This is a genomic window from Methanocaldococcus indicus, from assembly GCF_049554935.1.
GTDB lineage: Archaea > AGJL01 > Methanococci > Methanococcales > Methanocaldococcaceae > Methanocaldococcus > Methanocaldococcus indicus.
In genome coordinates, this window is sequence record NZ_CP186926.1 from 410,484 (window position 1) to 435,407 (window position 24,924).

General features: G+C 27.9%; 28 protein-coding genes, 1 tRNA gene and 3 pseudogenes. 27 read left to right on the top strand and 5 right to left on the bottom strand.

The features are described 5' to 3' along the window. The first annotated feature begins 21 nt into the window (after positions 1-21). The 18 genes and pseudogenes from ACPB8Q_RS02355 to ACPB8Q_RS02440 all read left to right on the top strand — a co-directional run bounded on the left by ACPB8Q_RS02355 (position 22) and on the right by ACPB8Q_RS02440 (position 11,074). Entirely contained in the window at positions 22-336 is a 315-nt protein-coding gene (locus tag ACPB8Q_RS02355) for a carboxymuconolactone decarboxylase family protein (protein ID WP_423793071.1), read from the top strand. A 14-nt stretch (positions 337-350) separates the two neighbouring features. Then, positions 351-707 (top strand): annotated as a pseudogene (locus tag ACPB8Q_RS02360) (class II SORL domain-containing protein). A gap of 77 nt (positions 708-784) precedes the next feature. After that, the gene (locus ACPB8Q_RS02365) at positions 785-943 is read left to right on the top strand and encodes a rubredoxin (RefSeq protein ID WP_423793072.1); all 159 of its coding nucleotides are present in this window, start codon (positions 785-787) and stop codon (positions 941-943) included. 20 nt (positions 944-963) lie between these two features. After that, the gene (locus ACPB8Q_RS02370) at positions 964-1,239 is read left to right on the top strand and encodes an MTH865 family protein (RefSeq protein ID WP_423793073.1); all 276 of its coding nucleotides are present in this window, start codon (positions 964-966) and stop codon (positions 1,237-1,239) included. Between the two features lie 10 nt (positions 1,240-1,249). After that, positions 1,250-1,930 (top strand): peroxiredoxin, encoded by a 681-nt coding sequence (locus tag ACPB8Q_RS02375; protein ID WP_423793074.1) that lies wholly within the window; start codon positions 1,250-1,252, stop codon positions 1,928-1,930. A gap of 45 nt (positions 1,931-1,975) precedes the next feature. Next, a complete protein-coding gene (locus ACPB8Q_RS02380; protein WP_423793075.1) occupies positions 1,976-2,200 on the top strand; it encodes a rubredoxin in 225 nt (74 codons plus the stop codon). 24 nt (positions 2,201-2,224) lie between these two features. Further along, positions 2,225-2,305, top strand: a pseudogene (locus ACPB8Q_RS02385) (rubrerythrin family protein); the annotation flags it as partial. A 26-nt stretch (positions 2,306-2,331) separates the two neighbouring features. Then, positions 2,332-2,430 (top strand): annotated as a pseudogene (locus ACPB8Q_RS02390) (DsrE family protein); the annotation flags it as partial. Between the two features lie 38 nt (positions 2,431-2,468). Then, entirely contained in the window at positions 2,469-3,638 is a 1,170-nt protein-coding gene (locus tag ACPB8Q_RS02395) for an FprA family A-type flavoprotein (protein ID WP_423793076.1), read from the top strand. A 4-nt stretch (positions 3,639-3,642) separates the two neighbouring features. Next, on the top strand, positions 3,643-4,308 hold the full coding sequence (gene arfB, locus ACPB8Q_RS02400; protein WP_423793077.1) for a 2-amino-5-formylamino-6-ribosylaminopyrimidin-4(3H)-one 5'-monophosphate deformylase: 666 nt from the start codon (positions 3,643-3,645) through the stop codon (positions 4,306-4,308). A 122-nt stretch (positions 4,309-4,430) separates the two neighbouring features. Then, complete coding sequence (locus ACPB8Q_RS02405; RefSeq protein WP_423793078.1) at positions 4,431-4,595, top strand: hypothetical protein; 165 nt, start codon at positions 4,431-4,433, stop codon at positions 4,593-4,595. Between the two features lie 42 nt (positions 4,596-4,637). Beyond that, the gene (locus tag ACPB8Q_RS02410) at positions 4,638-4,793 is read left to right on the top strand and encodes a hypothetical protein (protein ID WP_423793079.1); all 156 of its coding nucleotides are present in this window, start codon (positions 4,638-4,640) and stop codon (positions 4,791-4,793) included. Positions 4,794-4,835: 42 nt separating this feature from the next. Beyond that, complete coding sequence (locus ACPB8Q_RS02415; RefSeq protein ID WP_423793080.1) at positions 4,836-5,660, top strand: radical SAM protein; 825 nt, start codon at positions 4,836-4,838, stop codon at positions 5,658-5,660. Then, entirely contained in the window at positions 5,632-6,204 is a 573-nt protein-coding gene (locus ACPB8Q_RS02420; RefSeq protein WP_423793081.1) for a hypothetical protein, read from the top strand. The genes ACPB8Q_RS02415 and ACPB8Q_RS02420 overlap by 29 nt, the downstream gene beginning before the upstream one ends. Positions 6,205-6,262: 58 nt before the next feature. Beyond that, the gene (locus tag ACPB8Q_RS02425) at positions 6,263-7,678 is read left to right on the top strand and encodes a tetratricopeptide repeat protein (RefSeq protein WP_423793082.1); all 1,416 of its coding nucleotides are present in this window, start codon (positions 6,263-6,265) and stop codon (positions 7,676-7,678) included. Positions 7,679-7,826: 148 nt separating this feature from the next. Continuing rightward, positions 7,827-8,252, top strand: a complete 426-nt coding sequence (locus ACPB8Q_RS02430) for a GbsR/MarR family transcriptional regulator (RefSeq protein ID WP_423793083.1) — start codon at positions 7,827-7,829, stop codon at positions 8,250-8,252. A gap of 9 nt (positions 8,253-8,261) precedes the next feature. Further along, complete coding sequence (locus ACPB8Q_RS02435) at positions 8,262-9,419, top strand: efflux RND transporter permease subunit (RefSeq protein ID WP_423793084.1); 1,158 nt, start codon at positions 8,262-8,264, stop codon at positions 9,417-9,419. Positions 9,420-9,424: 5 nt separating this feature from the next. Further along, positions 9,425-11,074 carry a COG1361 S-layer family protein gene (locus ACPB8Q_RS02440; protein WP_423793086.1) on the top strand — a complete coding sequence of 550 codons (1,650 nt, stop codon included), beginning with the start codon at positions 9,425-9,427 and terminating at the stop codon, positions 11,072-11,074. A gap of 66 nt (positions 11,075-11,140) precedes the next feature. On the opposite strand, the gene ACPB8Q_RS02445 is transcribed toward ACPB8Q_RS02440, so the two are convergent. Beyond that, positions 11,141-14,884: a DNA polymerase domain-containing protein gene (locus tag ACPB8Q_RS02445; RefSeq protein WP_423793087.1), complete on the bottom strand. Its 3,744-nt coding sequence runs from the start codon at positions 14,882-14,884 to the stop codon at positions 11,141-11,143. A 26-nt stretch (positions 14,885-14,910) separates the two neighbouring features. Between ACPB8Q_RS02445 and ACPB8Q_RS02450 the strand changes: the two genes are divergently transcribed. The 3 genes from ACPB8Q_RS02450 to hisH all read left to right on the top strand — a co-directional run bounded on the left by ACPB8Q_RS02450 (position 14,911) and on the right by hisH (position 17,054). After that, positions 14,911-15,855: a nucleoside recognition domain-containing protein gene (locus tag ACPB8Q_RS02450; RefSeq protein WP_423793088.1), complete on the top strand. Its 945-nt coding sequence runs from the start codon at positions 14,911-14,913 to the stop codon at positions 15,853-15,855. Between the two features lie 71 nt (positions 15,856-15,926). Beyond that, positions 15,927-16,469, top strand: coding sequence for a TATA-box-binding protein (locus ACPB8Q_RS02455; protein ID WP_423793089.1), 543 nt, complete (start codon positions 15,927-15,929; stop codon positions 16,467-16,469). Beyond that, positions 16,470-17,054 (top strand): imidazole glycerol phosphate synthase subunit HisH, encoded by a 585-nt coding sequence (gene hisH, locus ACPB8Q_RS02460; RefSeq protein ID WP_423793090.1) that lies wholly within the window; start codon positions 16,470-16,472, stop codon positions 17,052-17,054. Here hisH and pheA read toward each other — a convergent pair. The 4 genes from pheA to ACPB8Q_RS02480 are packed head-to-tail and all read right to left on the bottom strand — an operon-like array spanning position 17,044 to position 19,675. Then, positions 17,044-17,841 carry a prephenate dehydratase gene (gene pheA, locus ACPB8Q_RS02465; RefSeq protein ID WP_423793091.1) on the bottom strand — a complete coding sequence of 266 codons (798 nt, stop codon included), beginning with the start codon at positions 17,839-17,841 and terminating at the stop codon, positions 17,044-17,046. The genes hisH and pheA overlap by 11 nt on opposite strands. Positions 17,842-17,852: 11 nt before the next feature. Next, complete coding sequence (locus tag ACPB8Q_RS02470; RefSeq protein ID WP_423793092.1) at positions 17,853-18,602, bottom strand: dihydroorotate dehydrogenase electron transfer subunit; 750 nt, start codon at positions 18,600-18,602, stop codon at positions 17,853-17,855. A gap of 30 nt (positions 18,603-18,632) precedes the next feature. Next, positions 18,633-19,268 (bottom strand): DUF4352 domain-containing protein, encoded by a 636-nt coding sequence (locus tag ACPB8Q_RS02475; protein WP_423793093.1) that lies wholly within the window; start codon positions 19,266-19,268, stop codon positions 18,633-18,635. A 2-nt stretch (positions 19,269-19,270) separates the two neighbouring features. Continuing rightward, the gene (locus ACPB8Q_RS02480) at positions 19,271-19,675 is read right to left on the bottom strand and encodes a nucleoside-diphosphate kinase (protein WP_423793094.1); all 405 of its coding nucleotides are present in this window, start codon (positions 19,673-19,675) and stop codon (positions 19,271-19,273) included. Between the two features lie 64 nt (positions 19,676-19,739). On the opposite strand from ACPB8Q_RS02480, the gene ACPB8Q_RS02485 reads away from it, so the two are divergent. The 6 genes from ACPB8Q_RS02485 (at position 19,740) to ACPB8Q_RS02510 (ending at position 24,835) form a co-directional block, all read left to right on the top strand. Further along, on the top strand, positions 19,740-21,065 hold the full coding sequence (locus tag ACPB8Q_RS02485) for a B12-binding domain-containing radical SAM protein (protein ID WP_423793095.1): 1,326 nt from the start codon (positions 19,740-19,742) through the stop codon (positions 21,063-21,065). Further along, entirely contained in the window at positions 21,041-21,694 is a 654-nt protein-coding gene (locus tag ACPB8Q_RS02490; protein ID WP_423793096.1) for an METTL5 family protein, read from the top strand. The genes ACPB8Q_RS02485 and ACPB8Q_RS02490 overlap by 25 nt, the downstream gene beginning before the upstream one ends. Positions 21,695-21,745: 51 nt before the next feature. Further along, a complete protein-coding gene (locus tag ACPB8Q_RS02495; RefSeq protein ID WP_423793097.1) occupies positions 21,746-22,177 on the top strand; it encodes a RecB-family nuclease in 432 nt (143 codons plus the stop codon). 3 nt (positions 22,178-22,180) lie between these two features. After that, positions 22,181-23,539: a single-stranded-DNA-specific exonuclease RecJ gene (gene recJ / locus ACPB8Q_RS02500; RefSeq protein ID WP_423793098.1), complete on the top strand. Its 1,359-nt coding sequence runs from the start codon at positions 22,181-22,183 to the stop codon at positions 23,537-23,539. Between the two features lie 47 nt (positions 23,540-23,586). Next, positions 23,587-24,651, top strand: a complete 1,065-nt coding sequence (gene carA, locus ACPB8Q_RS02505; RefSeq protein ID WP_423793099.1) for a carbamoyl-phosphate synthase small subunit — start codon at positions 23,587-23,589, stop codon at positions 24,649-24,651. Positions 24,652-24,746: 95 nt separating this feature from the next. Further along, positions 24,747-24,835: transfer RNA gene (locus ACPB8Q_RS02510), tRNA-Ser, on the top strand. Positions 24,836-24,924 lie beyond the last annotated feature (89 nt).

A 24,924-nucleotide genomic window follows, 5' to 3' on the forward strand; every position in this document is an offset into this window, starting at 1 on the left:
TACTATTTAAGAGGTGATAAGATGAAAAATAAAGTATTCTATGGAGAAGGAATTAAAGTTGTCAAAGAACAAAGACCTGATGTATATGAAATTATAGCTAAACTAAATGATACTGTTTATTCTGGAAAAGTTTTAGATTATAAAACTTTAAAGTTAGTTGCTATTGCTATAGTAGCAGCTAAGTGTGATGAAAAAGCAACAGAAAAACAGATGAAAAGTGGAATGAAAGAGTTAGGGATTACAAAAGAAGAGATTATGGATGTCTTAGGGATTGTTCTATTAACAAGTGGAGTTCCTGCTTATGTAAAAGCTATGAAGATACTTGAAAAATTATAAACATTGTAAGAGTTATGAATTACTTCCACAAAATTAACAGACTAAAAGAAGGAACTGATTTTGAGAAAAAACATACATCATTTATTGATTGTAGAGATTCAGTAAAAGCAGATGAAATTTTTGAAGTAAGAATATATACAGAAGTTGAGCATCCTATGGAAGATAACCATTATATTCAGTGAGTAGAACTATTTATGAATGATATTTACTTAGGAAGGGCTGAATTTACCCAATTTTTAAAGCCAGAAGTTGTTTTTAAAGTAAAAGCTCCAAATGAAAGTCATAAAGGCAAATCTTTTAAATTAAGAGCTTTAATGAGATGTAACCTATATGGTGTTTGGGAATTTGAGAAAGAGGTTAAAATAGAATAAATTCATAAAATTTTTGACGAATTTAGAATGATAAATTAAATATATTAGTAATCTACAAACCATATTTTGGTGATAAGATGGCAAAATATCAATGTATGTGTGGATGGATTTATGATGAAGATAAAGGAGAACCTTCTCAAAATATTCCACCTGGGACTAAATGGGAAGAACTACCAGATACTTTTAGATGTCCTCAATGTGGATTAGGGAAGAATGCTTTTAGAAAGATAGAATAGACATTAAAATTGATGTAACTATGATAACAACAAACCATCCATTAAGTGAAGCTTTAAGAGATATTCAAGAGTTTAAGTTAAGATTAGCTGAATACTTCAAAGATAAGGATGTTTTTCCAATTAAAAATAGAACAGAATTAGCTAATGCTTTACCATGTGGAATATCATTACCTTGTGGAGACATTGAAGCAGCAGAATTGGTTAAATTATTAACTGATAATGACTTTCCAATTAAAGATGTTGAAGATTTAGTTATGAAGTTAGCAAATAAATGCTTAATTGAAAAGAAAGAATAAAGGTGAAATTATGTGTGAAGAAATGAAAGAATGCTGCAAAGTTGTTATAGGACAAAAATTCCCAGAAGTAGAGGTTAAGACAACTCATGGAGTTATAAAATTACCAGATTACTATGTAGAGAAAGGGAAATGGTTTGTATTATTTAGTCATCCAGCTGATTTCACTCCTGTTTGTACAACTGAATTTGTAGGATTCCAAAAAAGATATGACCAATTTAGAGAGTTAAACTGTGAATTAATAGGTTTAAGTATAGACCAAGTATTTAGCCATATAAAATGGGTAGAATGGATAAAAGAAAAGTTAGGAGTAGAGATTGAGTTCCCAATTATTGCTGATGATATGGGAGAATTGGCTAAAAAGTTAGGAATGGTATCTCCTTATAAAGGAACAAATACAGTAAGAGCTGTATTTATAGTTGATGATAAAGGAGTTATAAGAGCTATCATCTATTACCCACAAGAAATAGGTAGAAACTTAGATGAAATAGTAAGAGCTGTTAAAGCCCTACAAACCTCTGACAAGTATGGTGTAGCTACACCTGCAAATTGGCCAGAAAATGATTTATTAGGTGATAAGGTTATTATACCACCAGCTTCAAGTATTGAAGAGAAAAAGCAAAGAGAAGAAGCTTGTAAAAAAGGAGAAATAGAATGTTATGACTGGTGGTTCTGCTATAAAAAATTAGAATAATTTAATAATCATTTCCTTCAAAAAATTATATTTTGGGGTATGGGCATGGTTGAGTTGAATATAGTTAGTAAAAAAGAAGAAAAAAAGGAATTAAAAAAATACAGATGTAGAGTTTGTGGATGGATTTATGACCCTGAAAAAGGAGAGCCTTCCCAAAATATTCCACCTGGGACTCCTTTTGAGGAATTGCCAGATAGTTTTAGATATAGTTTTAGATGTCCTGTTTGTAGAGGAAATGTAACAAAAGAATACTTTGAGCCAGTTGAGTAGAAATATTATAATATTTGGGATACTATGAAAAAAACTATTTTAAATCTTTTAAAAGCTTATGTGGGAGAAAGTTTAGCAAGAAATAGATATACTTGTTATGCAAAGAATAGCTAAGCTTAGAAAATAATTCTTTAAAAGATAAATTTGAATTCTTATTAGAGAATGATTTATTTGGACATATAAGTTTAAAGAAATATTTGGATGAAGGTTACCAAATTATAACCTTTTAAATATTTTTTAAGATAATTAAATAATTTGGTGAAGATATATGATAAGAAAAATAAAAGAGAATATTTATTTTGTTGGAGCAATAGATTGGGATGTTAGGAATTTTCATGGATACAATACAGACAATGGGACAACATACAACTCTTATTTAATTTTAGATGAAAAAATAACTTTAATTGATACTGTTAAAGACCATAAAGCTGATGAATTAATCAACAACATAAAAAAATTGGTTAATCCTAATGATATTGATTATATTGTTATAAATCATGTTGAAAAAGACCACTCTGGGGCACTTCCTGAGTTAATGAAAATAACTAATGCAAAGATAGTAACAAATGATAAAGGAAAGGAACATTTAGAAGAGCATTACAACACTGAGGGTTGGGAGTTTTTAGTTGTTGATGATGAAGAAGAGTTAAATATTGGTAAAAGAACTTTGAAATTCTTTAAAACTCCTATGTTACACTGGCCTGAAAATATGGTTACTTATTTAATTGAAGATAAAATTTTATTCTCAAATGATGCCTTTGGACAACATTATGCATCATCTCAAAGATTTGACTATGAAGTTAGAGGAGATATATTTCTCTATGCAAGAGAATACTTTGCAAATATTTTAATGCCTTACAAATTCTTAATAAACAATGTAATTGAAAAGCTCACTAAGTTAGAGATTGAGTATATAGCTCCTTCTCATGGAATTATCTGGAATAAATATATTGATGATATAATAAAGTATTATATTGATTGGGCTTCTGGAAAAGTTAGTAATAAGGCAGTAATTGTTTATGATACAATGTATAACTCAACTAAAAAAATGGCTTATGCTATTGCTGATGGATTAATAGAAGAAGGAGTGAATGTAAAAATATACAATTTAACTGAAACTCCTGTAAGTAAGATTATATCTGAGATATTAACAGCCAAATATTTATTAGTTGGCTCACCTACCTTAAATAAAAACTTATATCCTGAAGTTGCTAAGTTTTTAGCATATATGGAAGGATTAAATCCAACAGGAAAAATAGCTGTTGCTTTTGGTTCTTATGGCTGGTATGAAGTAGCAACAGAGAAAATTAAAGAAGTATTTAAAAGGTTAAATTATAAAATTGTAGATGATGATTGTTTAAAAGTTAAATTCTCTCCAAAAGAAGAAGATTTAAATAAATTATATGAATTTGGTAAGAATTTGGCTAAAATTGAATGATACTATGAATCTAAGATATTCCTCTGGAAATGTTGTAAATGAAAAAGTCCATAAAATTGGTGTTATTGCATTAGGTTCTTTTTTAGAAAATCATGGAGCTGTTTTACCAATAGATACAGATATTAAAATTGCTTCATATATCTCTTTAATTTCTTGTATAAAAACTGGAGCTAAATTTTTAGGTGTTGTTATTCCATCAACAGAATACAGTTATGTTAAACATGGCATTCATAACTCTGTTGATGATGTTATAAAATATTTAGATTTTATAATTAATGAAGGAAAAAAGATAGGAATTGAGAAAATTGTTATTGTTAATTGTCATGGAGGAAATATTCTTATAAAAGATAAATTAGAAGATCTAGAGAAGAAACATAATGTAAAAATAAAGCTATTAAATTTTCCATTAACACATGCAGGAACAGAAGAGGTATCTATTGGTTATGTTTTAGGGATTTATAAAGGTAGCTTGGAAGAGCATAACAACTTTGGGAAGTATCCAGAGGTTGGAATGGTTGGATTAAAAGAAGCAAGAGAGAAAAACAAGGATATAGATAATGAGGCAAAAAAAGTTGAAAAATTTGGAGTTAAATTAGATATAAATCTTGGAAAAAAGTTGTTAGATGAGTATATAAATAAAGTTATTAAAGAAATCATCTCTTTTATTTAATTTAATATAATTATGAGTTATACGCAATCTATTATAAAATTTTTACTATGGGAATAATATATAAAACTTTATATATTATAAAGTTACCTATAATACTCAGAAAACTTTGGAGGTGATAATAGATGTGTGCCCCAATAGCAGTAACTGCTGGATTAGGAGCTCCAACATTAAGTGCAGTATTACCACAAATAATGGGAATGGTTTTTTTAACAATTACTGGAGTATGGGCTATAGTTTCAGCAAAAGTTTCAACTTCAGTAAAATCTGAAGCAGTAGCTACTCAATAAATAGCCTTAATTAATTATAAAATTTTTTGGAGGTGATAATAGATGTGTGCTCCAGTATCTGCAACAATAGCAGTTAGTTCTTCAACATTATTAACAGCATTTACCTTAGCTCAAGTTTTAGGAATAGCAGCTATTATAGGAGCTGTTGGATTCATATTTAAAGATGTTTTAAACTCAAAAGTTGCAAATAGATCATAAATTTATTTATTATTATTTTTTTATTTTTTTGAGGTAATACCTATGATATCATTTTTAATAAAACCTAAGATATTACAAGTAGAGGTTACTAATGACTGTAACTGTAATTGTGACATATGTTTAAGGAATTATTGGAAGAGACCAAAAGGTAGTATAAGTGTTGAAGACTTCAAAAAATTGCCTATAAAAGATTTCAAAGAAGTAGCTTTACATGGTTGGGGAGAGAGTTTTTTACATCCAAATTTGTTTGAAATGGTAAAGTATGTTAAAAGTTTAGGAGTAAAAGCAAGTTTATGTACAAATGGTACATTGTTAGATGAGAGATTAGACGAAGTACTTAATAGTGGTTTAGATGAGATTGCATTTGGAATATTTTCCTTAAAAGGTAAAGAAAAAGTAATATCTAATATAGAAATGCTCATAAATGAAAAAGAAAAAAAAGGACTGAAATTAGATACCTACATAGATATAACAATGTTTAGGAGAAATTTAGAAGAGATTCCAGAAATTGTAGAAGCTGGTATTAATCTTGGAGTAGATGGAATAGTTCTTCATAGGTTATTTGATTTGTATATAGAAGAGAAATATGGTTTATCCTCAAAAGAGGAAAAGAAATTCATAAATGATTTAATAGAGAAATATGGAAAAAAAATAAGAATATATCCTCCTTTACCTCACACAACACCATGTAGAATACTATTAAATTGTATGTTTGTAAGATGGGACTGCCAACAATCTCCTTGTGTTTATCTTACAGATGATACATTAGGTGATGCAAGAACTACATATAAGCAAATGAAAGATAGGCATATATCATTTATTAAGAAGGTGAAACTTAATGACATCTGTAGAAAATGCATATGGTAATAGCAATTTATCAGTAGTTATTCTAAAAATAGGTATAGCTTTCTTATTTGCATGTTGTGGATATTGGATTAGCTATTTAATGGGTGGAGAATCAGTTTTTGCTAAATGGTTATCTGCACCGTTTTTAGGTCCTACAATATTTGGAGGTATTCAATGGATATTTTGGATAGTATTGAGTAAAGAGATATGTGGAAAATATTATGGAATTGTTACAGCATTGTTTATGACTGGATTTTATCTTATGACTGAACCTTGGTTTAGTGTTGTTGTCCCTGTTTGGTATAGTGTTATTGGTATAATTTCAGGTTTCTTAATTGGTTACTTAACAGAGAGATTTAACGGTGCTGTAGGATTGTCAGCATTTATGGTCTTTAATTGGATATGCTTTTATTTGTTTGCAAAATATCCATCTTGGGGACCACAATATACAATTGACGGCGTTATAATTGCATTTATAATATCCATAATTTCAGGGTTTATAGGTGATATTGTAGCAAGATATATTGCCAAATTTATAAAACCCTACTTCCAAAGTATAGCATAATTTTTTTTACAAAAATTTTAAAATAAAATAAATTTTAAAATGAGTAAGGTGATATTGAATGAATCCAAAGATGTACTATATAATTGGAATTATATGTCTATTAATAGCAGGAGTTTTAGCAGTAGATGCCTATCAGAAATATACAAGAGAAGCATTAGCAATAGAATTAACAAATAAAGCAATACCAATAGTAACTGATGCTATAGCAAATGATAATATGACTGAATATAAAGAAGCAGAAGCTTTATTAAAAAAGGCTATTAGTTTAGACCCTAATTATCCCTGGGCTTGGTATAACTTAGCAAATGTCTATATAAATCAAGATCATTTCCACCATTATGATAAGTTCCCATTTCATACCTATGCACAGGATGGAGTTCCACAAGATACAAAATATTATAATGAAGGAATATATTGCATACATAAATTTATGGAGCTCTTGCCAGAAGCAAAACCATTAGGATACGAAAGAATTGGAGATGCTAACTACTTCTACTATGATTCATATGTAGATAGAAAAGAAAAAGTTTTACCTAACTACTTTAAAGCATTGGATGGTGTAGATGTTATAAGGGAGTATGGAGGTAAAGGTGGAGTTGCAGCATTATATGCAAACATTGCAAGAACATATTTAGCTATGGGAGAGTTTCCAAAGTCCTTATATTACTACAATATATCAGTAAATATTCATCCAGAAGGACCAGCTTATGAACACTATATATGGGCATACATTATTAATGCAGAATTTGCTAATCCAAAATACTTTGAAGATGGATATAAATATGGACATAAATTCATAGATGACCTTGGAATTAAAGGACACTGGTCTATAGACTTAGGTATGATGCCAACTGCTGTTTCAGCATATGAGTTAGGTAAATATGATGAAGTTGTAGATTTATGTAACAAAATAATAAATGATTATCCAGACTCTCCATATGTTGGTGAGGCTCATAGATATATTGCAATGGTTGATATGAAAAGAGGAGATAAAGAAGACGCAATTAAACATCTATTAGAAAATGTTAAATTCTCAACAGCAATGACTCCTGAAGGTGGAGATGACTATCCAGGAGATATTCCAGTTGGATACTATGAAAGAGGATTAGCGTACTATTATTTAGGAGAAGTTACAGGGAACAAATCCTATTATGAAAAAGCTTTACATGATTTTAATTACTTAGCAACTTACTGGAATGTTTCAGATAGAAGTATAGCACATGAAAACTATTACTTCTTAGGTACAGAGATGGCTGCATTCACAAGTGCAAAATTAGGAAATCAAACATTAGCTATAAAATATGCAAAACAAGGTGTAGATGAGCTGAAATTAAAACACTGGTATGAAAGAGTTCAATTACCTGGATGGAGTAAATGCTTTGGTAATTGGTCAGAGAAAATCTATGAACTTGCAAAAGAAGGAAAACTTAATGAGACACCACTACCAACATTCTTATACCAAATAGAACACTAAATTTCTATTTTTTTTATTTTTTATTTTTAATATATCATACATACATTTATAATTATATATCGTTCTTTTAATAAAAATAAACTTTATATATTTCCGTAACTAATATATTGTTCAAAAATTTTTGAACATTTTGAATATTGTGAGATATATGCAATATAAAAAGAAAGTTGTGGAGATGTTTGCAGAACTTGCTAAGCTACATGGATTGAACAAATCTGTTGGAGCAGTTTATGGGATCTTGTTTATTTTTGATAAGCCATTATCAATAAAGGACATCATGGAAGAACTGAAAATTAGCAAAGGAAATGTTAGTATGTCTTTAAGAAAGTTGGAAGAGCTTGGTTTTATTAAGAAAGTTTGGATTGCTGGGGAAAGGAAAAATTACTATATTGCTAAGGATGGATTTTCCTCAATTAAAGACATTGCAAAGAAAAAATACAACATAATCTCTGAGTATTATAATGAGCTTGAGAATACAAATATTCCAAAAGAAAAGTTAGAAAAGATTGAAAGATTAAAAAAGATTTCAAATAAAATACTGAAATGCTTGGAAGAATTAGAAAAAGAGTCATAAGTGATTGTTATGAAATTAAGAGATATAATGGAAAAAATTGGAAGTTTTTCAGCAACAAAACCATTTTTAGTCCTTGCTATTGTTCTTCTTATTACCTTAGCATTAGCCACTCAAATTCCCCACATAAAAAAGCAAACATCTTTTGAAAAAATGTTACCTCAAAATCTCCCAGAAGTAAAAGAGATTTATGAGGTTAGAGATGAATTTGGTGGAACTGATGTAGCAATTATAGCAGTAAAAGTAGTTCCATCAGATTGTACAGATAAAGTTGTAGATATTAGAGACCCAAGGGTTTTAGAAGCTGTTAAAATGTTAGAAGAAAATTTAAGGACAATAGACGGAGTTACAAAAGTTACTTCTCCTGTTGATATTCTTACACAGATGAATGGAGGTGTAGTTCCAAAAAGTATAGACACAGTCAATAACTTACTCCAAAAACTTCCTCCATCTGAAAGAGAAAAGATGTTTAATAAAGATTACTCTATGCTAACAATTCAAGTATTCACAGATGTTGGAGCAGATGAAAAGAAAAATAAAGCTTTTGTCCAAGCCATGGAAGAAAGAATAAAAGAAACTCCTTTTCCTCCAGGAGTTGAAGCTATTCCTACAGGAACTCCAGTTTTAAGAGCATTAATTGGAAAATTGATGAATGAAAGTCAATTCATAACTACAGCTGTTGCAATGATAGCTATTCTCTTTATAATTCTTATACACTTCAAAAGATTAACATCTGTCCTATTATTAACTCCATTAGTTTTAGCTTTAATTTGGACTGGGGGCTTTATGGGATTGTTTGGGATTCCATTAGATATGGCTACTGCTGCTGTTGGTTCTTTAGTTTTAGGGTTGGGGATTGATTATGGTATTTACTTTGGAAGTAGATACAATGAGGAAAGAGAAAATGGAAAATCTCCAGAAGAATCAGCAATAACAACTGTTAGATTTGCTGGTTCATCAGTTTTAGCAAGTGCTGCCACAACAATTGCAGGTTTATTGGCTTTAACTATAGCTCCATTACCAATGATGGCAAACTTAGGAAAAGTTTGTGCCTTAGGGATAGCAAGTTGTTGTTTCTTAACTATATTCTTCCTTCCAGCAGTTTTAGTTATAGATGAGAAATACATTCATCCAGCAATTCAAAAACTCATAAAAATGATAAAAGGGTGAGATAGATGATAAAAAAATTAATCTATTTCCTTTTAACTTTAATTGTAATTTCTTCAACCTATGCACTACAAATTTTAGAGCCAGAGTATCAGCCAAAAGTTATACATCCTGGAGATGATGTAGATTTATGGGTTAAAGTTGTTAATGACAACTACAATGACAACCAAAAAGTTGAAAACTTAGTTGTTAAAATTGTTCCAGAGTATCCATTTGTATTAAAGCAAGTAAATCCAATTAAAGGAGAGGTTATAATCCCTCAACTATATGAAGGTGAGCCATACACTTGCTACTTTAAACTTCATGTTAATGAAGGTGCAAAATCTGGAAGTTATCCTATATTAATTAAAGTTAGTTATGATGTAGTTGAATATAACAATGGAGAAAAGGTAGCTACTTATCATTATGAATACTCTAAAAAATACTATCTAAATGTTTATGGTGTAGCTGATTTTGAAGTTAATGGTTTAGCAAACTTAATCCCTGGAAAAAATCAAAATGTAACAATTGAAATAAAAAATGTTGGAACAGGAACAGCTAAAAATGTAAATGTTTATATTGGCTATACTTTAAACTCTCAAAAAATTGGAAAAGAAAGTAAAACTGTCTCAATGTATGGAATAACTGAATCAAAAAATCAAGATATTATTTATCCAACACCAATACCTCAAAATAGTCCTATAACACCATTAGGAATAACTAAGTTTTATTTAGATTATTTAAAACCAGGGGATAGTAAAAAGATAGATGTTTTATTCCACACATCTCCAAAGTTAGTTGAAGGCTCCTACCCTATCCCTGTTGTTATAACATGGACAGATGAAGATGGAAATAAAAGAGCAGAATTGGTTAGTTTAGGTTTGTATGTTAAAGGAGATATTTCCTTAGGAATTAGTAATGTATTGACTGACCCTAAAGAAATTAAACCAGGAGACACCTATGTAAGAATAGATGTAACAATAACTAACAATGGACATGCAGAAGCTAAAAATGTAAAACTAAATCTAATAACAAGCTATCCATTTAAGGATAGTTGGAGCAACTGTAATATAAAAGATGTTGGTAATCTACTTCCAGGAGTTTCTAAAGTAGCTTCTTTCTATATAGATGTTGATAAATATGCTAAATCTGGAATTTATGAGTTGCCTATAAAAATAACCTATATGGATAGTGAGGATAACAAATATGAAACAACAAAATATATAAAAATATATATTAAACCTAAGCCATTATTTGAGATTTTAACAAAAAATGTTACTGTTGTAGCTGGGAAAGACAATAAAGTTTTCATAAAAATAAAGAATATAGGAAATGAAAAAGCTGTAAGAGTTAGAGTATCTGCTATTAAAAATTCTGCTCAACCATTTGATTATCCAGTTAAATCTGATACAATTGGAACATTAATGCCAAATCAAACAGGAACAGCATATATAGTTATACATCCTGATAAAAATGCTCCTTCTAAACCATACGATATAACATTAGAAATAAGATGTGCAGGAGATAGTGATATAGGAGATAACAATGTCTATACTTATCAAAAACCACTAAAAGTTATAATAAAAGGTTCATCTTCAAATGTAGGAGTTTATTTATTAGTTGGTGTGGTTATAATAATATTGATTGTAGGATATTTTGCTTATAGAAGAAGAAAATAAAAGTTTAAAAAAATAATGGCTCAGTTCGGGTAAGTATCATCATTAAATCAGTTAACCCTCTTATCATCATTGCCAAAAATCTAAGGTTAATTGTCTCTTTTCTTTTTTTAATTCACTTTCTTTAATGCCTAAGGATTCCATAATTCTTAAAACAGGAGGTAAAATTTGATTTTCAATATAATAGTTAATATCTATTTCCTCTTTTTTTACTTCTTCTGGAAGTTTTACTCTCTCACTTATATTTTTTCCTCCTTTAACTACAACATAACCAATAACATCTCCAACATTTACCCTTTTTCCTTCTTTTATTAATCTCTTAGCCAATACAACATGTGGAGCAGTTGTTTTATACTCATTTATTGGTTTTGTTAATTGAGTATATATAACTAAATCATCTATATTTATTTTATGCTCTCTTAAATTTTTTATAGCTTCTTGAATAATTTTTTTAGCTTTTTCAATATTTCCCTCTTTTAATAATGCCTCTAAAACAGCTTTTTGTGTAGTTTTTGCAATATTTGCCCAATTTCTTCTCACATACTCTAATCCTTTAATTATAATATTTCCTTCTTCATCAATTAGAGCATATTTCTTTTTAGTTATAAATAAACCTCTTTTAAAATACCCCTCAAATTCTAATTCCATCTCACCAGGAAGCTTATTATTTATATATGTTAAGAACTCTTTAACTTTTTTTATAAGTTCTTCTTTACTAATTTTTTCTTTATATATTGCATAAAAACCATCAGTGTCTATATAGATAGCTTTAAATCCAAACTTTTCTGCTTCTTTTATAACCTCTTTTATATACTTTCTGCCTAAATAAGTTACTATTTCAGCACATTCTTTTGAGTAAAATCTTGCTCTTGGATATGCTAAATAACCATAATGACTGTTATGAGCAAATATATTATTTACTAAGAAGTTCTCATTCTTATTGACACTTAAATCATACACATATCCATTATACTCAAATTCTTCAATTTCTTTAACCTTATCAAGCATTAAATCTTCAACTTCTTTATAGTTTGGATTTATAGTTATTTTGTATCCTCTATTTTTTACTGGTGTAAATCTTGCTTTTATTCCAACCAAACTAAACATTAAAAGAAGTTGGTGCAAAAATTTCTCTGTTTTTGCCATAAAAACATTTTGTCCTTTTGAATAATGTTTTTTTGCTTTAATAAATCCTTCTATAAAGCTTTTTAAGATACTTTCATTAGCTAAGAATATAATTTCTGGAATATGTCTCTCATTATTCTTAAATTTAAATATATATTTGAGTATTAAATAAACTATTTTATTGTTGATACAAATACCATCTTTTATAAAAGCACCTCCACCAAATACATCCCTAAATACCTTTTGAAGTTCTTCCACTTCATCTTTATTACTTTTATAAACTATTGTTAAATATCTTGTTTCTTCTTTACCATGAATCTTTTTTAATCTACCTTTATTTGCAAAATAACCTAAAAATTTGGCAAATTTTTTATCTACTTTAAAAAGAGCTGGAATTTTAGCAGAGAAAGCACCAATAAGATAATCCTCAAACTCTTCATCTGGAATATATTTTAAATAGTCCTTCAATCTTTTAAAGTTGATTGTAACATAATCTCCTCTAAAAGTTCCATAAGTTATAATTTTGTCAATATATTCTTTGTAAATACTTAACCTTTCCTTATCAAGAACTTTTATTTCAATTTTGTTAATTTTTTTGTATATCTTACCATCAATTAGTTTTAGTTTATTTAAATGTTCAATACTCTCCTTAAAGATAAGATTTAATTTATTATTTTCAATACTTTCAATTGTTGATTTTAACTTAACTAAAAACTCCTTATTTCTAAAAATTGTTAATGATAAGTCATCAACATCATCATCCTCTACATAAGAAAGCTTTTTAGGTATATTTATTATGATATTTTTACCAACAGGTTTTAATTTCTTTGGCACAACTATATAATCTCCTACTTTTATATCTTCTCCTTTTACACATACAACTTTATTATTCTCAAATTTAAACAAACTATGCCCTTGAGTAATTTTTATAGTTCTTCCAGATTTTAATTTTATTTTATAAGCTTTACCTTTATATCTATGTCTAATTACTGCTTTGACTTTGTTTATAGATGATTTTTTATTATCAATATTTAAAGTGAAAGATTTTAAATTATCATCAACTTCTAAAATCTCACTATTTTCACTATACTTTATTTTATCTTTATTTTTCTCTATTAAATTATCTATATATTTCCCAATTTTTTCTAACTTTACACCGTCCTCTTCAATAATTATTAAGTTTTCCTCTGGAAGGATACTATTAGCTAAAATCTTTAAAGAAAGTTGCTCATAGTTTAGCAAATCTCTTTCCTTTTCATCTTTTGTTACTTTCATTTGCTCTTTTATTTTTTTTCTTCTATCTACCAAATCTTTTAATGTCTTTGGAATTAAACCAACTCTTCTCTTACAGAACCAATGATTAAGGATTTTCTCACTAACATCTTTACAACACTTACAGTCTAAGGTATCTGGTGAGATGTTGTAAGTTATAATTATAGAGGGATACAATGATTTAAAATCCAAATATACTAAATCATTAAATAATCCTTTTTCAGCTTTTACATATCCCCCTTCATAGCTCTCTAAAACTCTCCTTTTATACTCTTTCTCATCTGGCTTATTAGGAACTATTAAGTTATCTAAATAAGCTCTCTTCATTAATAGATACTCTACCATCTGCCCAGAGGAGTATCTTGTAATTTCAAATAGTGTTTGATTAACAATCCTTGAAAACATAACTTCCAAAGGTAAAAAATAAGTTCCTATTTTATATGTGTATTTAGCATCTTCTAAGCTGTATTTAACTAAAATACTATTTTTCTCTTTCCAAAATTTTCCAATATCTTTATGAGAAATTTTTAATTTTTCAATATTGAATAAATTTAAAACAACATCTTCCAATGTGTATTTAGTTAATTTTAAAACTCTCTTAGCAATTGGGAATAAATCAACATGTATCCTTCCAGGAATATATGCCTTTTGTCCTTTAATTTTTATTTCCTCTCCTTCTCTACCTAATTCTAACTTTATGTTGTAGAGTTTAGCTCTCTCTTTTAAATATGGAAAATCAAAATAATCTCCATTGTATGTAAAAATTAAATCATATTTTTTTAGTTCTTCAATAACTCTTTTTATAAGTTCTTTCTCATCCTTAACTCTAACAACATTTTCACAATCAAAATCTTTATAAGTTATAACTTTTCCTCCATTCTCATCCCAAAAAGAAGCCATTATTATGGCATCATTCTTAGGTTTTGGCTCATAACCTTCATTATAAACTTCAATATCAAAAGCCACCATTTTTAATTTAGGAATATCTCTACTAACAACTCTGTTATTTCCAAAATCAAAATAGGTCATAGGAACAATATCTTTATCTATTAAGTATCTTTTAGCAAAAGGAATATCATGCTCATAAATTTCTTTGACATCTTCATACTCCTTAATCTTTCTTAACTTAGGAACTCTTTGAGGATGTACAGAAATAATTTTTAAAATTTCTTTTTCTTCTTTTAATATCCTTTTTTTTACAATTTCTATCTTCTCAACAAATTTTAATAAATCTTCTTTTAATAAAAATTCTTTAATTTTCTCTACATCATCTTTCTCTATCTTATCTTTATATAGTTCAACATAAAAATATGGTTTAAACTCCCTATCTTTCAGAATAGAGTTTAATAAATAAAGATATATAATAGCTCTATCATCAACTGTTTTATAGGTGTTATCTAATAGTACATCTATCATATTCAACCCTTTGTTAATGGGATGTTATGATGTTGTCAATTATAATAAATAGTCTAATATTAAGTTTAAAATACACTATTAAGTTATCTATTATTGTCTTAATTATTATGTTTATTGTAGATGTTTTTATAAACTTAGGTGGATTAAAATTTTTAGAGAAAATATTTTCTCCAATTTTAAAAAGATTGGATATTAATCCTCTTCTAATCTCTTCAATTTTAGCATGTTTTTTAAGTCCTACTGTTGGTTATAGTATTTTGTCAGAGTTGTATAAAGATAAACAAATATCTGAAAAGGAAGTTATAGCTACATCATTAGCCAACTCTTTTCCTTCTGTTTTTGCTCATACATTTACATTTTTTGTTCCTATTGTTATTCCACTTTTAGGTTTTGTAGGAATAATCTTCATATTAATTAGGTTAGGAGTTGCATTTATAAAAACTTGCATAGGTTTATTTTTACTTAACATTTTCTCATCAAAGAAAGAAATAAAAATAATTCAAAATCAAGAAGTAAATAAAAAGAAAACTTTCAAATCATCATTTAAGAGAATTATAAAATTTGCTAAAAGATTAGTTCCAACTATGTTTTTTATGCTATTTTTAGTTTCTATTTTATCAAAAATAGGATTTTTTGATTATTTAACAAAAATTTTCTATCCAATAACTTCTCTTTTAAATCTAAATCCAAATGTCATTACTATTGTATTCACTGAGATTATAAATGTGCAATCAGCTATTATATTGTCCTCAGCTCTACTAAATGAAGGGTTAATATCTGGAAAAGATGTTTTAATTGGACTAATTTTAGGAAATGTCTTAACTTTTTCATCAAGATATATAAAACATTCTCTACCACTACAAGTTTCTTTATTTGGAAAGTTAGGTTTTAAAATTGTTATGATAAATGCTATAATCACTCTAATCTTAGATATAATTATTATTGCAATGCTAATATTTCTAAGGATATAAACAAAATAATAAAGCTATTTTTATATAATAATTATTTTTATATATAAACTAAAATTTTATTGGTGATGTTGATGGAGCCAGAGTTAAAAATTGTTAATGTTGTTGTTTCTACAAAAATTGCTGACAGCTTAGATTTAGAAGAGGTTGCCTTAGTTTTAGAAAATGCAGAATATGAACCAGAGCAATTTCCTGGTTTAGTTTGCAGATTATCCATTCCAAAAGTTGCATTATTAATTTTTAGAAGTGGTAAATTAAATTGTACAGGAGCAAAAAGTAAAGAAGAGGCTGAAATAGCAATTAAAAAGATTATTAAAGAACTAAAAGATGCTGGATTGGATGTATATGAGAATCCTGAAATTAGAATACAAAATATGGTAGCAACAGCTGATTTAGGAATTGAGCCAAATTTAGATGATATTGCTTTAATGGTAGATAATACTGAATATGAGCCAGAGCAATTCCCTGGTTTAGTTTATAGAATGGATGACCCAAAAGTAGTAGTTTTAATATTTGGTAGTGGTAAAGTTGTTATAACTGGACTAAAAAGTTTGGAGGATGGTAAAAGAGCACTTAAAAAAATATTAGAAACTATTAAAGAAATTCAGGAGATGTAGATGATTGCAATTATTGACTACAATGCAGGTAATTTAAGGAGTATAAAAAAAGCTGTTGAACTCTTTGATAAGCCAATTATAACCAACAATCCTGAGGATATACTATCTGCTGATAAAATAATCTTACCAGGTGTAGGAAACTTTGGAGCTGCTATTGAGCATTTAGAACCAATTAAAAAATACATAATAGAGAAGATAAATGAAGGAACTCCTTTCTTAGGAATATGTTTAGGAATGCAAATACTTTTTGAGGAGAGTGAAGAAACTCCTAATAAAAAAGGATTTTCAATATTTAGAGGAAATGTAATAAAATTCAAAAAAGGAAAAATTCCCCATATGGGATGGAATACTGTTAAGATAGTTAAAGATATCCCACTATTTGAAGGAATAAGAGATGAAAGTTATTTCTACTTTGTCCATTCCTACTATGTAAATCCAAAAGATGACATAATAGCCGGAAAAACAGATTACTATGTTGAGTTTCCATCAGTTATTTATAAAGATAATGTTTATGCTACTCAATTCCATCCAGAAAAAAGTGGAAAATTAGGATTAAAAATTATTGAGAATTTTGTTAATCTATAACAATTGAAGGATATACACCAAAGTTAAATATAAAATTAGTGTATTTTTTTATACTTTCTAAAACATCAGATTCTTTGTATTCATAATCAATATAAAATATGTATGTCCCCAATCTTTTTTTTGAAGGTCTTGATTCTATTCTTGTTAGATTTATATCTCTCTCAGCAAACTCTTTCAATATATGATATAGAGCTCCTGGTTTGTCTTCTTTTAGCTCAAAAACAATACTTGATTTTAGTTTTGCATCTTTATTTTTTATTTTTATATTATCATAACCTATCAAAATAAATCTTGTAACATTATTCTTATAGTCCTCTATATTTCTATCTAAAATATTTAAATTGAAGATTTTAGCAGATTCTTCTGATGCAATTGCTCCAAGAGTTTCATCTCTACTTTTTGCAACAATTTCCACTGCTTTGGCTGTTGAATCAACAAACTTAACATTCCAATTGTTCATTTTTATATATTTTCTACATTGTGCAATTGCTTGAGGATGAGAAATGATTGTTTTAATCTTTTTTTTATCATAACCTATTAAACAATGATGGATAGGCATAACCAACTCAGCCAAGATTTTAGGTTTAAACTCTAAAAGTAAATCTTGAGTTAAAGTGACAGAGCCTTCAATAGAGTTCTCAATAGGAACAACACCAAAACCTAAGTTCTCAAAAATATTATAAATTGTTGGGCAGTATTTTATCTTAAAATTATTATTTAAAAAATTTAAAAACTTTTTTGTAGCCATTGATAAATAACTTCCCTTTTGAAGAGTATATATCTCCATATTTTATTCCTCTAAAAATAAATTTTCTTTCCTGAATTAGTTCTTTTAAACTTTCCAAATTCTTTCATTAATTTTAATTGTTCTCCACTAAAAACAGGGCCTTCTTTACATACAGTAAATTCATCTATACAACAGTGCCCACAGATTCCTATTCCACACTTCATATATCTCTCTAAACTTGCCTGAATTGGAATATTATACTTTAAAGATATTTCAAAAACTTTCTTCATCATAACCTCTGGACCACAAGTTATAACCAAATCAAACTTTTCATTTTTTAATATATCTTCCATTTTATCTGTTGTAAAACCTTTGTATCCATAAGAGCCATCATCAGTACAAACAACTAAATTTGCATATTTTTCAAATCTATCTAAAAATAGGAGTTCTTTTTTTGTTCTTGCTCCTAAGATAACTGTTATATCTAAATCTTTATAGAACTCAACAAAGCTCATTATTGGCACAGCTCCAATACCACCTGCAACAGCTAAGATCTTATCTCCATAAGGTTTAAAATAACTTCCATAAGGCCCTCTAACTCCAATAATATCTCCTTCTTTCAAAGAGAAAAGTTTTTCTGTGAATGGGCCAACTTTTGCAATTGTAAAACTATCTTCACTTAAAAAACTAAATGGTTTTTCATCTACTCCTGGAATCCAGAGCATTGCAAACTGTCCTGGTTTAAAGTTAAATTTTTTGTCAATAACAAATGTTTTAACTCTCTCATTCTCATCTATAATCTTTTTAATTTTGCATATCAAAGATTTCCCTCTTGCTTTTTTATTTTTTCATTACCTGTTTTGAGGATATTCTTCTATTTTCTTAATCATTGAACTGTTTATGTACCAAATAACTTTAACATTTTTTAGGAATTCTCCAACATTCTTAACATTCTTTGATACATTTTTTGTATCTATAGGAATGTTTATATTTTTACCTTCATAAACCAAATAAAATTCATCTAAATCTTTTGGAACTTTAAAAACTAAAACTCCCTCATATTGAGAATGTTGTGGAATATTGTATATAGTTATTGCTGAGCTATCCATATAACTTTCTGGTTCATATTTTTTTCCATTTTTATCTATGATATAAAAGTCCATATAGTTTATGAAATATTGTGTATTCAAATTATTAATAATTTTTATTTTAGTTATTATAAATTTTTCATCTAAATTCTTTTTTAAGTATCCTGTAGGGGTATTTACACTATCTGTTGAATAGACATCTATTAATTCAAATGTTACATTACCAACTTTAGCAATTTTCCCAGTAGCATTTATTGTTATAGGGTTATTTTCAATAATATCTTTTAAACTTAAACCATTATCTCCAAAAAATCCTTGCAGATAGCTTATCACTGAAGCCCCAATAAATATTAAAATAATCATAGATGCTGCTAAATATAACAAATCCCTCATAGCCATAGTTATTCCCCAAAAAATAGTTTAATTTCTCTCTCAGCTGATTCTTTTGAATCTGATGCATGTATTACATTCTCAGGTAATTTTAATCCAAAATCTCCCCTTATAGTACCAGGTTCAGCTTCAGCTGGATTTGTTTTACCTATCATTTTTCTAACTACTGAAATGGCATTCTCTCCTTCAACAACCATTGCCACTACTCTCCCAGATGTTATAAAGTTAATTAAATTCTCATAGAAATCTTTTCCTTTATGTTCCCCATAATATTTCTCAGCTAATTCTCTATCTATTTTTAGCATTTTCATCTCAACTATTTCTAAACCTTTATTTTCAAATCTTTCAATAATCTTACCTATTAACTTTCTTCTGACAGCATCTGGTTTTAAAACAACAAAAGTCCTTTCTACCATAGTTATCCCAAAGATTTTTATTATGTATTGTAATAAACTATTATCCTAACAATTAAAATATTTAATGGTTTGGTGTATATTATTGAAGAATGTAGCTGTTATCTACCCTAACAAATACAAAGCTGGAATAACTTGCTTAGCTGTTCATATTTTAGCTAATCATTTATCCAAATATTATAACACAAAAGTCTTCTTTTTAGAGAATTATCAACAAATAAAGAATTTTGACACTATCTTTATAACTTTACAGTATGAATTAGACTATTTTAATGCAATAAATATAGTAAAGTTTTTAAAAATGCAAAATCCAAATGCTAAATTTATAGCTGGTGGGCCATGTGTTATGGAAAATCCTTATCCACTAATGGACTTTTTTGATGCATTTATTGTTGGTGAGATTGAAGGAAGTAATGTAATGTATGAAGTTGTTGAAGGTAATTATGATGTTGAAGGTGTTTTAACAAAATATAAAGATAAAGTTAAAAGAATATATCCAAAAAAATTGGGAATAGAGGACTATCCAATATATCAACCTATTCCTGAAAATTCTGCTTATGGAAAAACATTTTTATTGGAATTGGGTAGAGGATGCCCAAGAAGATGTAAATTCTGCTTAGCAAGAGCTATCTACTACCCTCCAAGAATTAGAAAATTAGATGATTTAATATATTTAGCTGAAGAAGGTATTAAAACAAATAAAGTAAATAAAGTATCTTTAATACATCCATCTGTTGGAGATTATAAATATATTTTAGATTTAGTTGAATATTTAGTTAATAAAGGTGTTCAAGTTTCTCTATCATCAATAAGAGTAGATACTCTAACAGAGGAATTTTTAAAGCTAACTAAACCAAAAACTTTAACAATAGCTCCAGAAGCAGGAAGTGAAAAGTTAAGAGAAATAATAAAAAAAGATATCTCTGAAGAGGATATATTTAGAGGAGTTGAATTAGCTAAAAAATATAATATTAGTAAGATAAAACTCTACTATATGGTTGGGCTTCCTAATGAGGAGTGGGAAGATATTGAGGCAATTATTAACCAAGTAAAGGAGATTAAAAGACATATAAAAATGGTTGAAGTTTCAGTAAATCCCTTTATTCCTAAACCTCATACTGACTTTGAATTAGAGAGTTTTGATTTAGAAAGTAAGAAGAAAATAAAATATATTGAGAAGGAATTAAAAAAATATGGAGTTAGAGTTGAATATGAAAATTTCAATTCTATGCTATGTCAAGCAATTTTAGCAAGAGGAGACACTTCTTTAAGCTATTATTTAGATAGAGCAAACAACTACTCAAAATTTTTAAGTTTAATTAAAAAAGATAATTTATTAGAAAAATATTTAAATCCAAAGGAGTTAGTATGGAAGAACATAATATTAAAATGAAACATTTAAAGATGATTATAGACAAAATTCCTAAACATCCAAATCCAAAAGCTTTTTTAGAGCAATATACAATTGATGGAGAACTTGCTTCAAACATTTTATACTTTGCAAGAAATGATTTTAAAGATAATGTTGTTATTGACTTAGGTTGTGGAACTGGAAGATTAGGAATTGGAGCAAAAATCTTAGGAGCTAAGAGAGTTTTAGGATTTGATATAGATAAAGAGTGTGTAGATTTAGCTAAAAAAGTTGTTAGAGAGTTAGATTTAGATAATATTGAATTTTATTGTAAGGACATTAGAGAAATTGATAGAGAATATATAAATAACTTGTTAGGAGAAGATAAAAATTTAAAAAAAGTAGTTATCCAAAATCCACCATTTGGAGCTCAAAAAAGAAATGCTGATAGAATATTTTTAGATAAAGCTTTGGAGATTGGAGATGTTATCTACACTATCCATAACTATCCTACAAAAGATTTTGTTAAGAGATATATTGAGGAGAAAGGGGGAAATGTAACACATATAGCAGAAGCAAAATTTAGAATTCCTGCTATTTATGAATTCCACAAAAAGAAGGTTTTAGATATCCCAGTAGTTATTTTCAGAGTTGAGAAAAAATTTTTATAGTTTTAATAGAATTATTACCAAAAATAAAAAACATAAATTGGTGAGAAAAAGATGTTTATATGCCTACATAACACATATTCAGCTAAGCAAGTTGAAGAATTTGGAAGGATAGCTTTTGGTTTTGATGTTAATACAGTTATAATAACAAAAGCAACTGCATCAGCTGCTCAGAGTGGTGTTCCAACATTACAAAAGATGGCATACAAATTAGGAAAAAATATGCTATTTTTTGAGGATTTAGATGATGCTATTGAACTTTTAAGGCCTGAAAAAATTTACTTAATAGGAAATAAAAATATTTGTGATGAAAAATTAAACTTTGAAGAAGTTGGAAAAAATGATTTAGTTGTATTTTGTGGAGCAAATACTGGATTTACTAAATTAGAATTAGAGAAAGGTTTAGGGAGATATATAGTGGAGAATGAAATTGGAGCCTTAGGAAATTTAGCTATATTTTTATATGAAATAAATAAACTAAGATAGATTATGAAAGAATTAATTAAAGCTAAAAATTTATTTTTAAATGCTGAAAATGTATTGATAGTTACACATATTGATACTGATGGTCTAACATCAAGAGCTATCTTACAAAAGGTAGTTGAAAGAACAAATAAAGAAGCTGAATTTTTATTTTTAAAACAAATTAATGAGAAGTCTATAAATTATGTTGAGAAAGATTATGACTTAATAATTTTTGCTGACTTTGGTTCAGGGCAACTATCTCTCTTGGAAGAATATTTTAAAGATTATAATGGAAAAATTATTATTTTAGACCATCATCAGCCAGAAAAAGAAAACATTAAACTTAAAAATATTGTCCATGTAAATCCAATAATGTATAATTTAGAGACATGTGGAGCAGGAGTTTGCTACTTATTTGCAAAATCTATTAATAATAATTGGATTGATTTGGCTAAATATGCTGTTTTAGGAGCTATTGGAGATGTGCAAAATCTCTATGGAAAGTTAGAAGGTTTGAATAGAAAGATACTAAATGATGCTGTATTTTCAGGGGAATTGGCTGTTAAGAATGACCTACAACTTTATGGTAGATGCAGCAGACCTCTTTTTGTCTCTTTAAGATATTGGAGTGATGTAAGAACAGATTTATTGAACAATGATTCAAATATTATCTCATTCATAAATAGAATAAACAAAAAATATAACATAGATATTAATCCAGCAGAGAAACTTAACAATATTCCTTATTCTCACAAAAAGATTATTGGTAATGAACTTTTAATAAAGAGTTTGGAATATATTCCAACAGAATGGATAAAATATTTGCCTTATGTTATATTTGGAGAAGCTTATGAAGTTGTTAATGAGGAAGAAGATATATTAAGAGATTTATCTGAATTATCTACTTGTATAAATGCCTGCACAAGATACAAAGATTATAGGACTGCTTTGGATATCTTAATTGGTAGTAGAAAAAGGTTAAGTAAGTTAAAATCAAATTTAAGAGAGCATAGAAAAAATTTAAGATATGCATTAGAACATATAGCAACAGAAGTAGATATTATAAAAGAGAAAAACTTCCAATATTTCAAAACTGATAAAATAGATGAGAGTATAATTGGAATTGTTGCTGGAATGAGCTATTCAATTGAAGATATTGACTGGAAAAAACCAATAATTGGAATAGTTGAAAATGATTATGGTTATAAAGTTTCTGCAAGATGTCCGAGATTGTTATGCTTTGCAGAAGATGTAAATTTAGCTGAAGCTTTAAGATATTCATCTAAAAAAGCTTATGGTTCTGGAGGAGGACATAAGTTTGCAGCAGGAGCATATGTTAAAGATATATCAGCATTTATAAATTCTTTAAAAATTAGCTTATAAATATTATTTAAGAAAATTTAATTTTAATGTTATTTAAGGTGTTATTAATGGAAGCTGTTTTAGTATTGGAAGATGGAACTGTTCTAAAAGGAAAAGGTTTTGGTGTAGAAAAAGAGGTTTATGGTGAGTTAGTTTTTACAACAGTTATGACTGGATATGTAGAAGTTTTAACAGACCCTTCATATAAGGGACAAATTGTTACAATGACTTATCCTCTTATTGGAAATTATGGAGTATCAGAAGAATGGTTTGAATCTGATGGAATAAAAACAGAAGGATATGTAATTAGAGAGCTAACAGGAATTGAATTAGACAATTTTTTAAAGAAATATGACATCCCAGGAATTGAAGGAATTGATACAAGATTTATAACAAAAAAAATAAGGACTGGTGGAGTAGTTAAGTGTTGCTTAAAAACAGCTGAAAAAATTAATGATGAAGAGATAGAAGAAATAAAAGATAAAGTAAAGAAACATAAAGATATATCTGAGATTGATTTAGTTCCACAGGTTTCTATAAAAGAGAAATTTATTCATAAAGTACAAAATCCAAAAGCAAGGTGTGTATTAATAGACTGTGGAGTTAAAAAAGGAATTATTCTAAATTTATTAAAAAGAGGATGTGAAGTTGTTCAAGTTCCATACAATACTGAATATGAAAAAATTTTATCTTATAATCCTGATTTTGTCTTAATATCTAATGGTCCAGGAGACCCAGAAAGGTTAAAAGATACTATAAAAACAATTAAAAATTTAATTGGAGAGGTTCCTTTAACTGGAATATGTTTAGGACATCAATTAATATCCTTAGCTTTTGGTGGAAAAACTTACAAAATGAAATTTGGGCATAGAGGAGGTAATCAGCCAGTTAAAAATTTAGAAACAGAAAAAGTTTATATAACATCCCAAAATCATGGATTTGCTGTTGATGTTAATAGCTTATCTGATGAAATAAAACCATTATACATAAATCTAAATGATAACACAGTTGAAGGAATTAAACATGTTGAACTTCCAATATTCTCTGTCCAATTCCACCCAGAAGCAAGACCTGGACCACATGATACACAGTTTTTATTTGATGAGATGATAGCTCTAAAAAATATAAAATAATAAATAAATATTGACAAATAATTAAATATATAAAATAATATTCCATAAACTATATATAAACCTTTATTTTATTATTATTATTGCTCTTTTGATGTGCAGGGGTAGCCAAGCCCGGCTAAGGCGCTGGACTTGAGATCCAGTGGGGCTCCGCCCCGCCTGGGTTCAAATCCCAGCCCCTGCGCCATATTTTTTATGGGCTTTTTTTAATTTCTAATTTCTATTAATCATAATAGTATAGTATATTTTTATTTTCTAATCTAAATCTAACATATT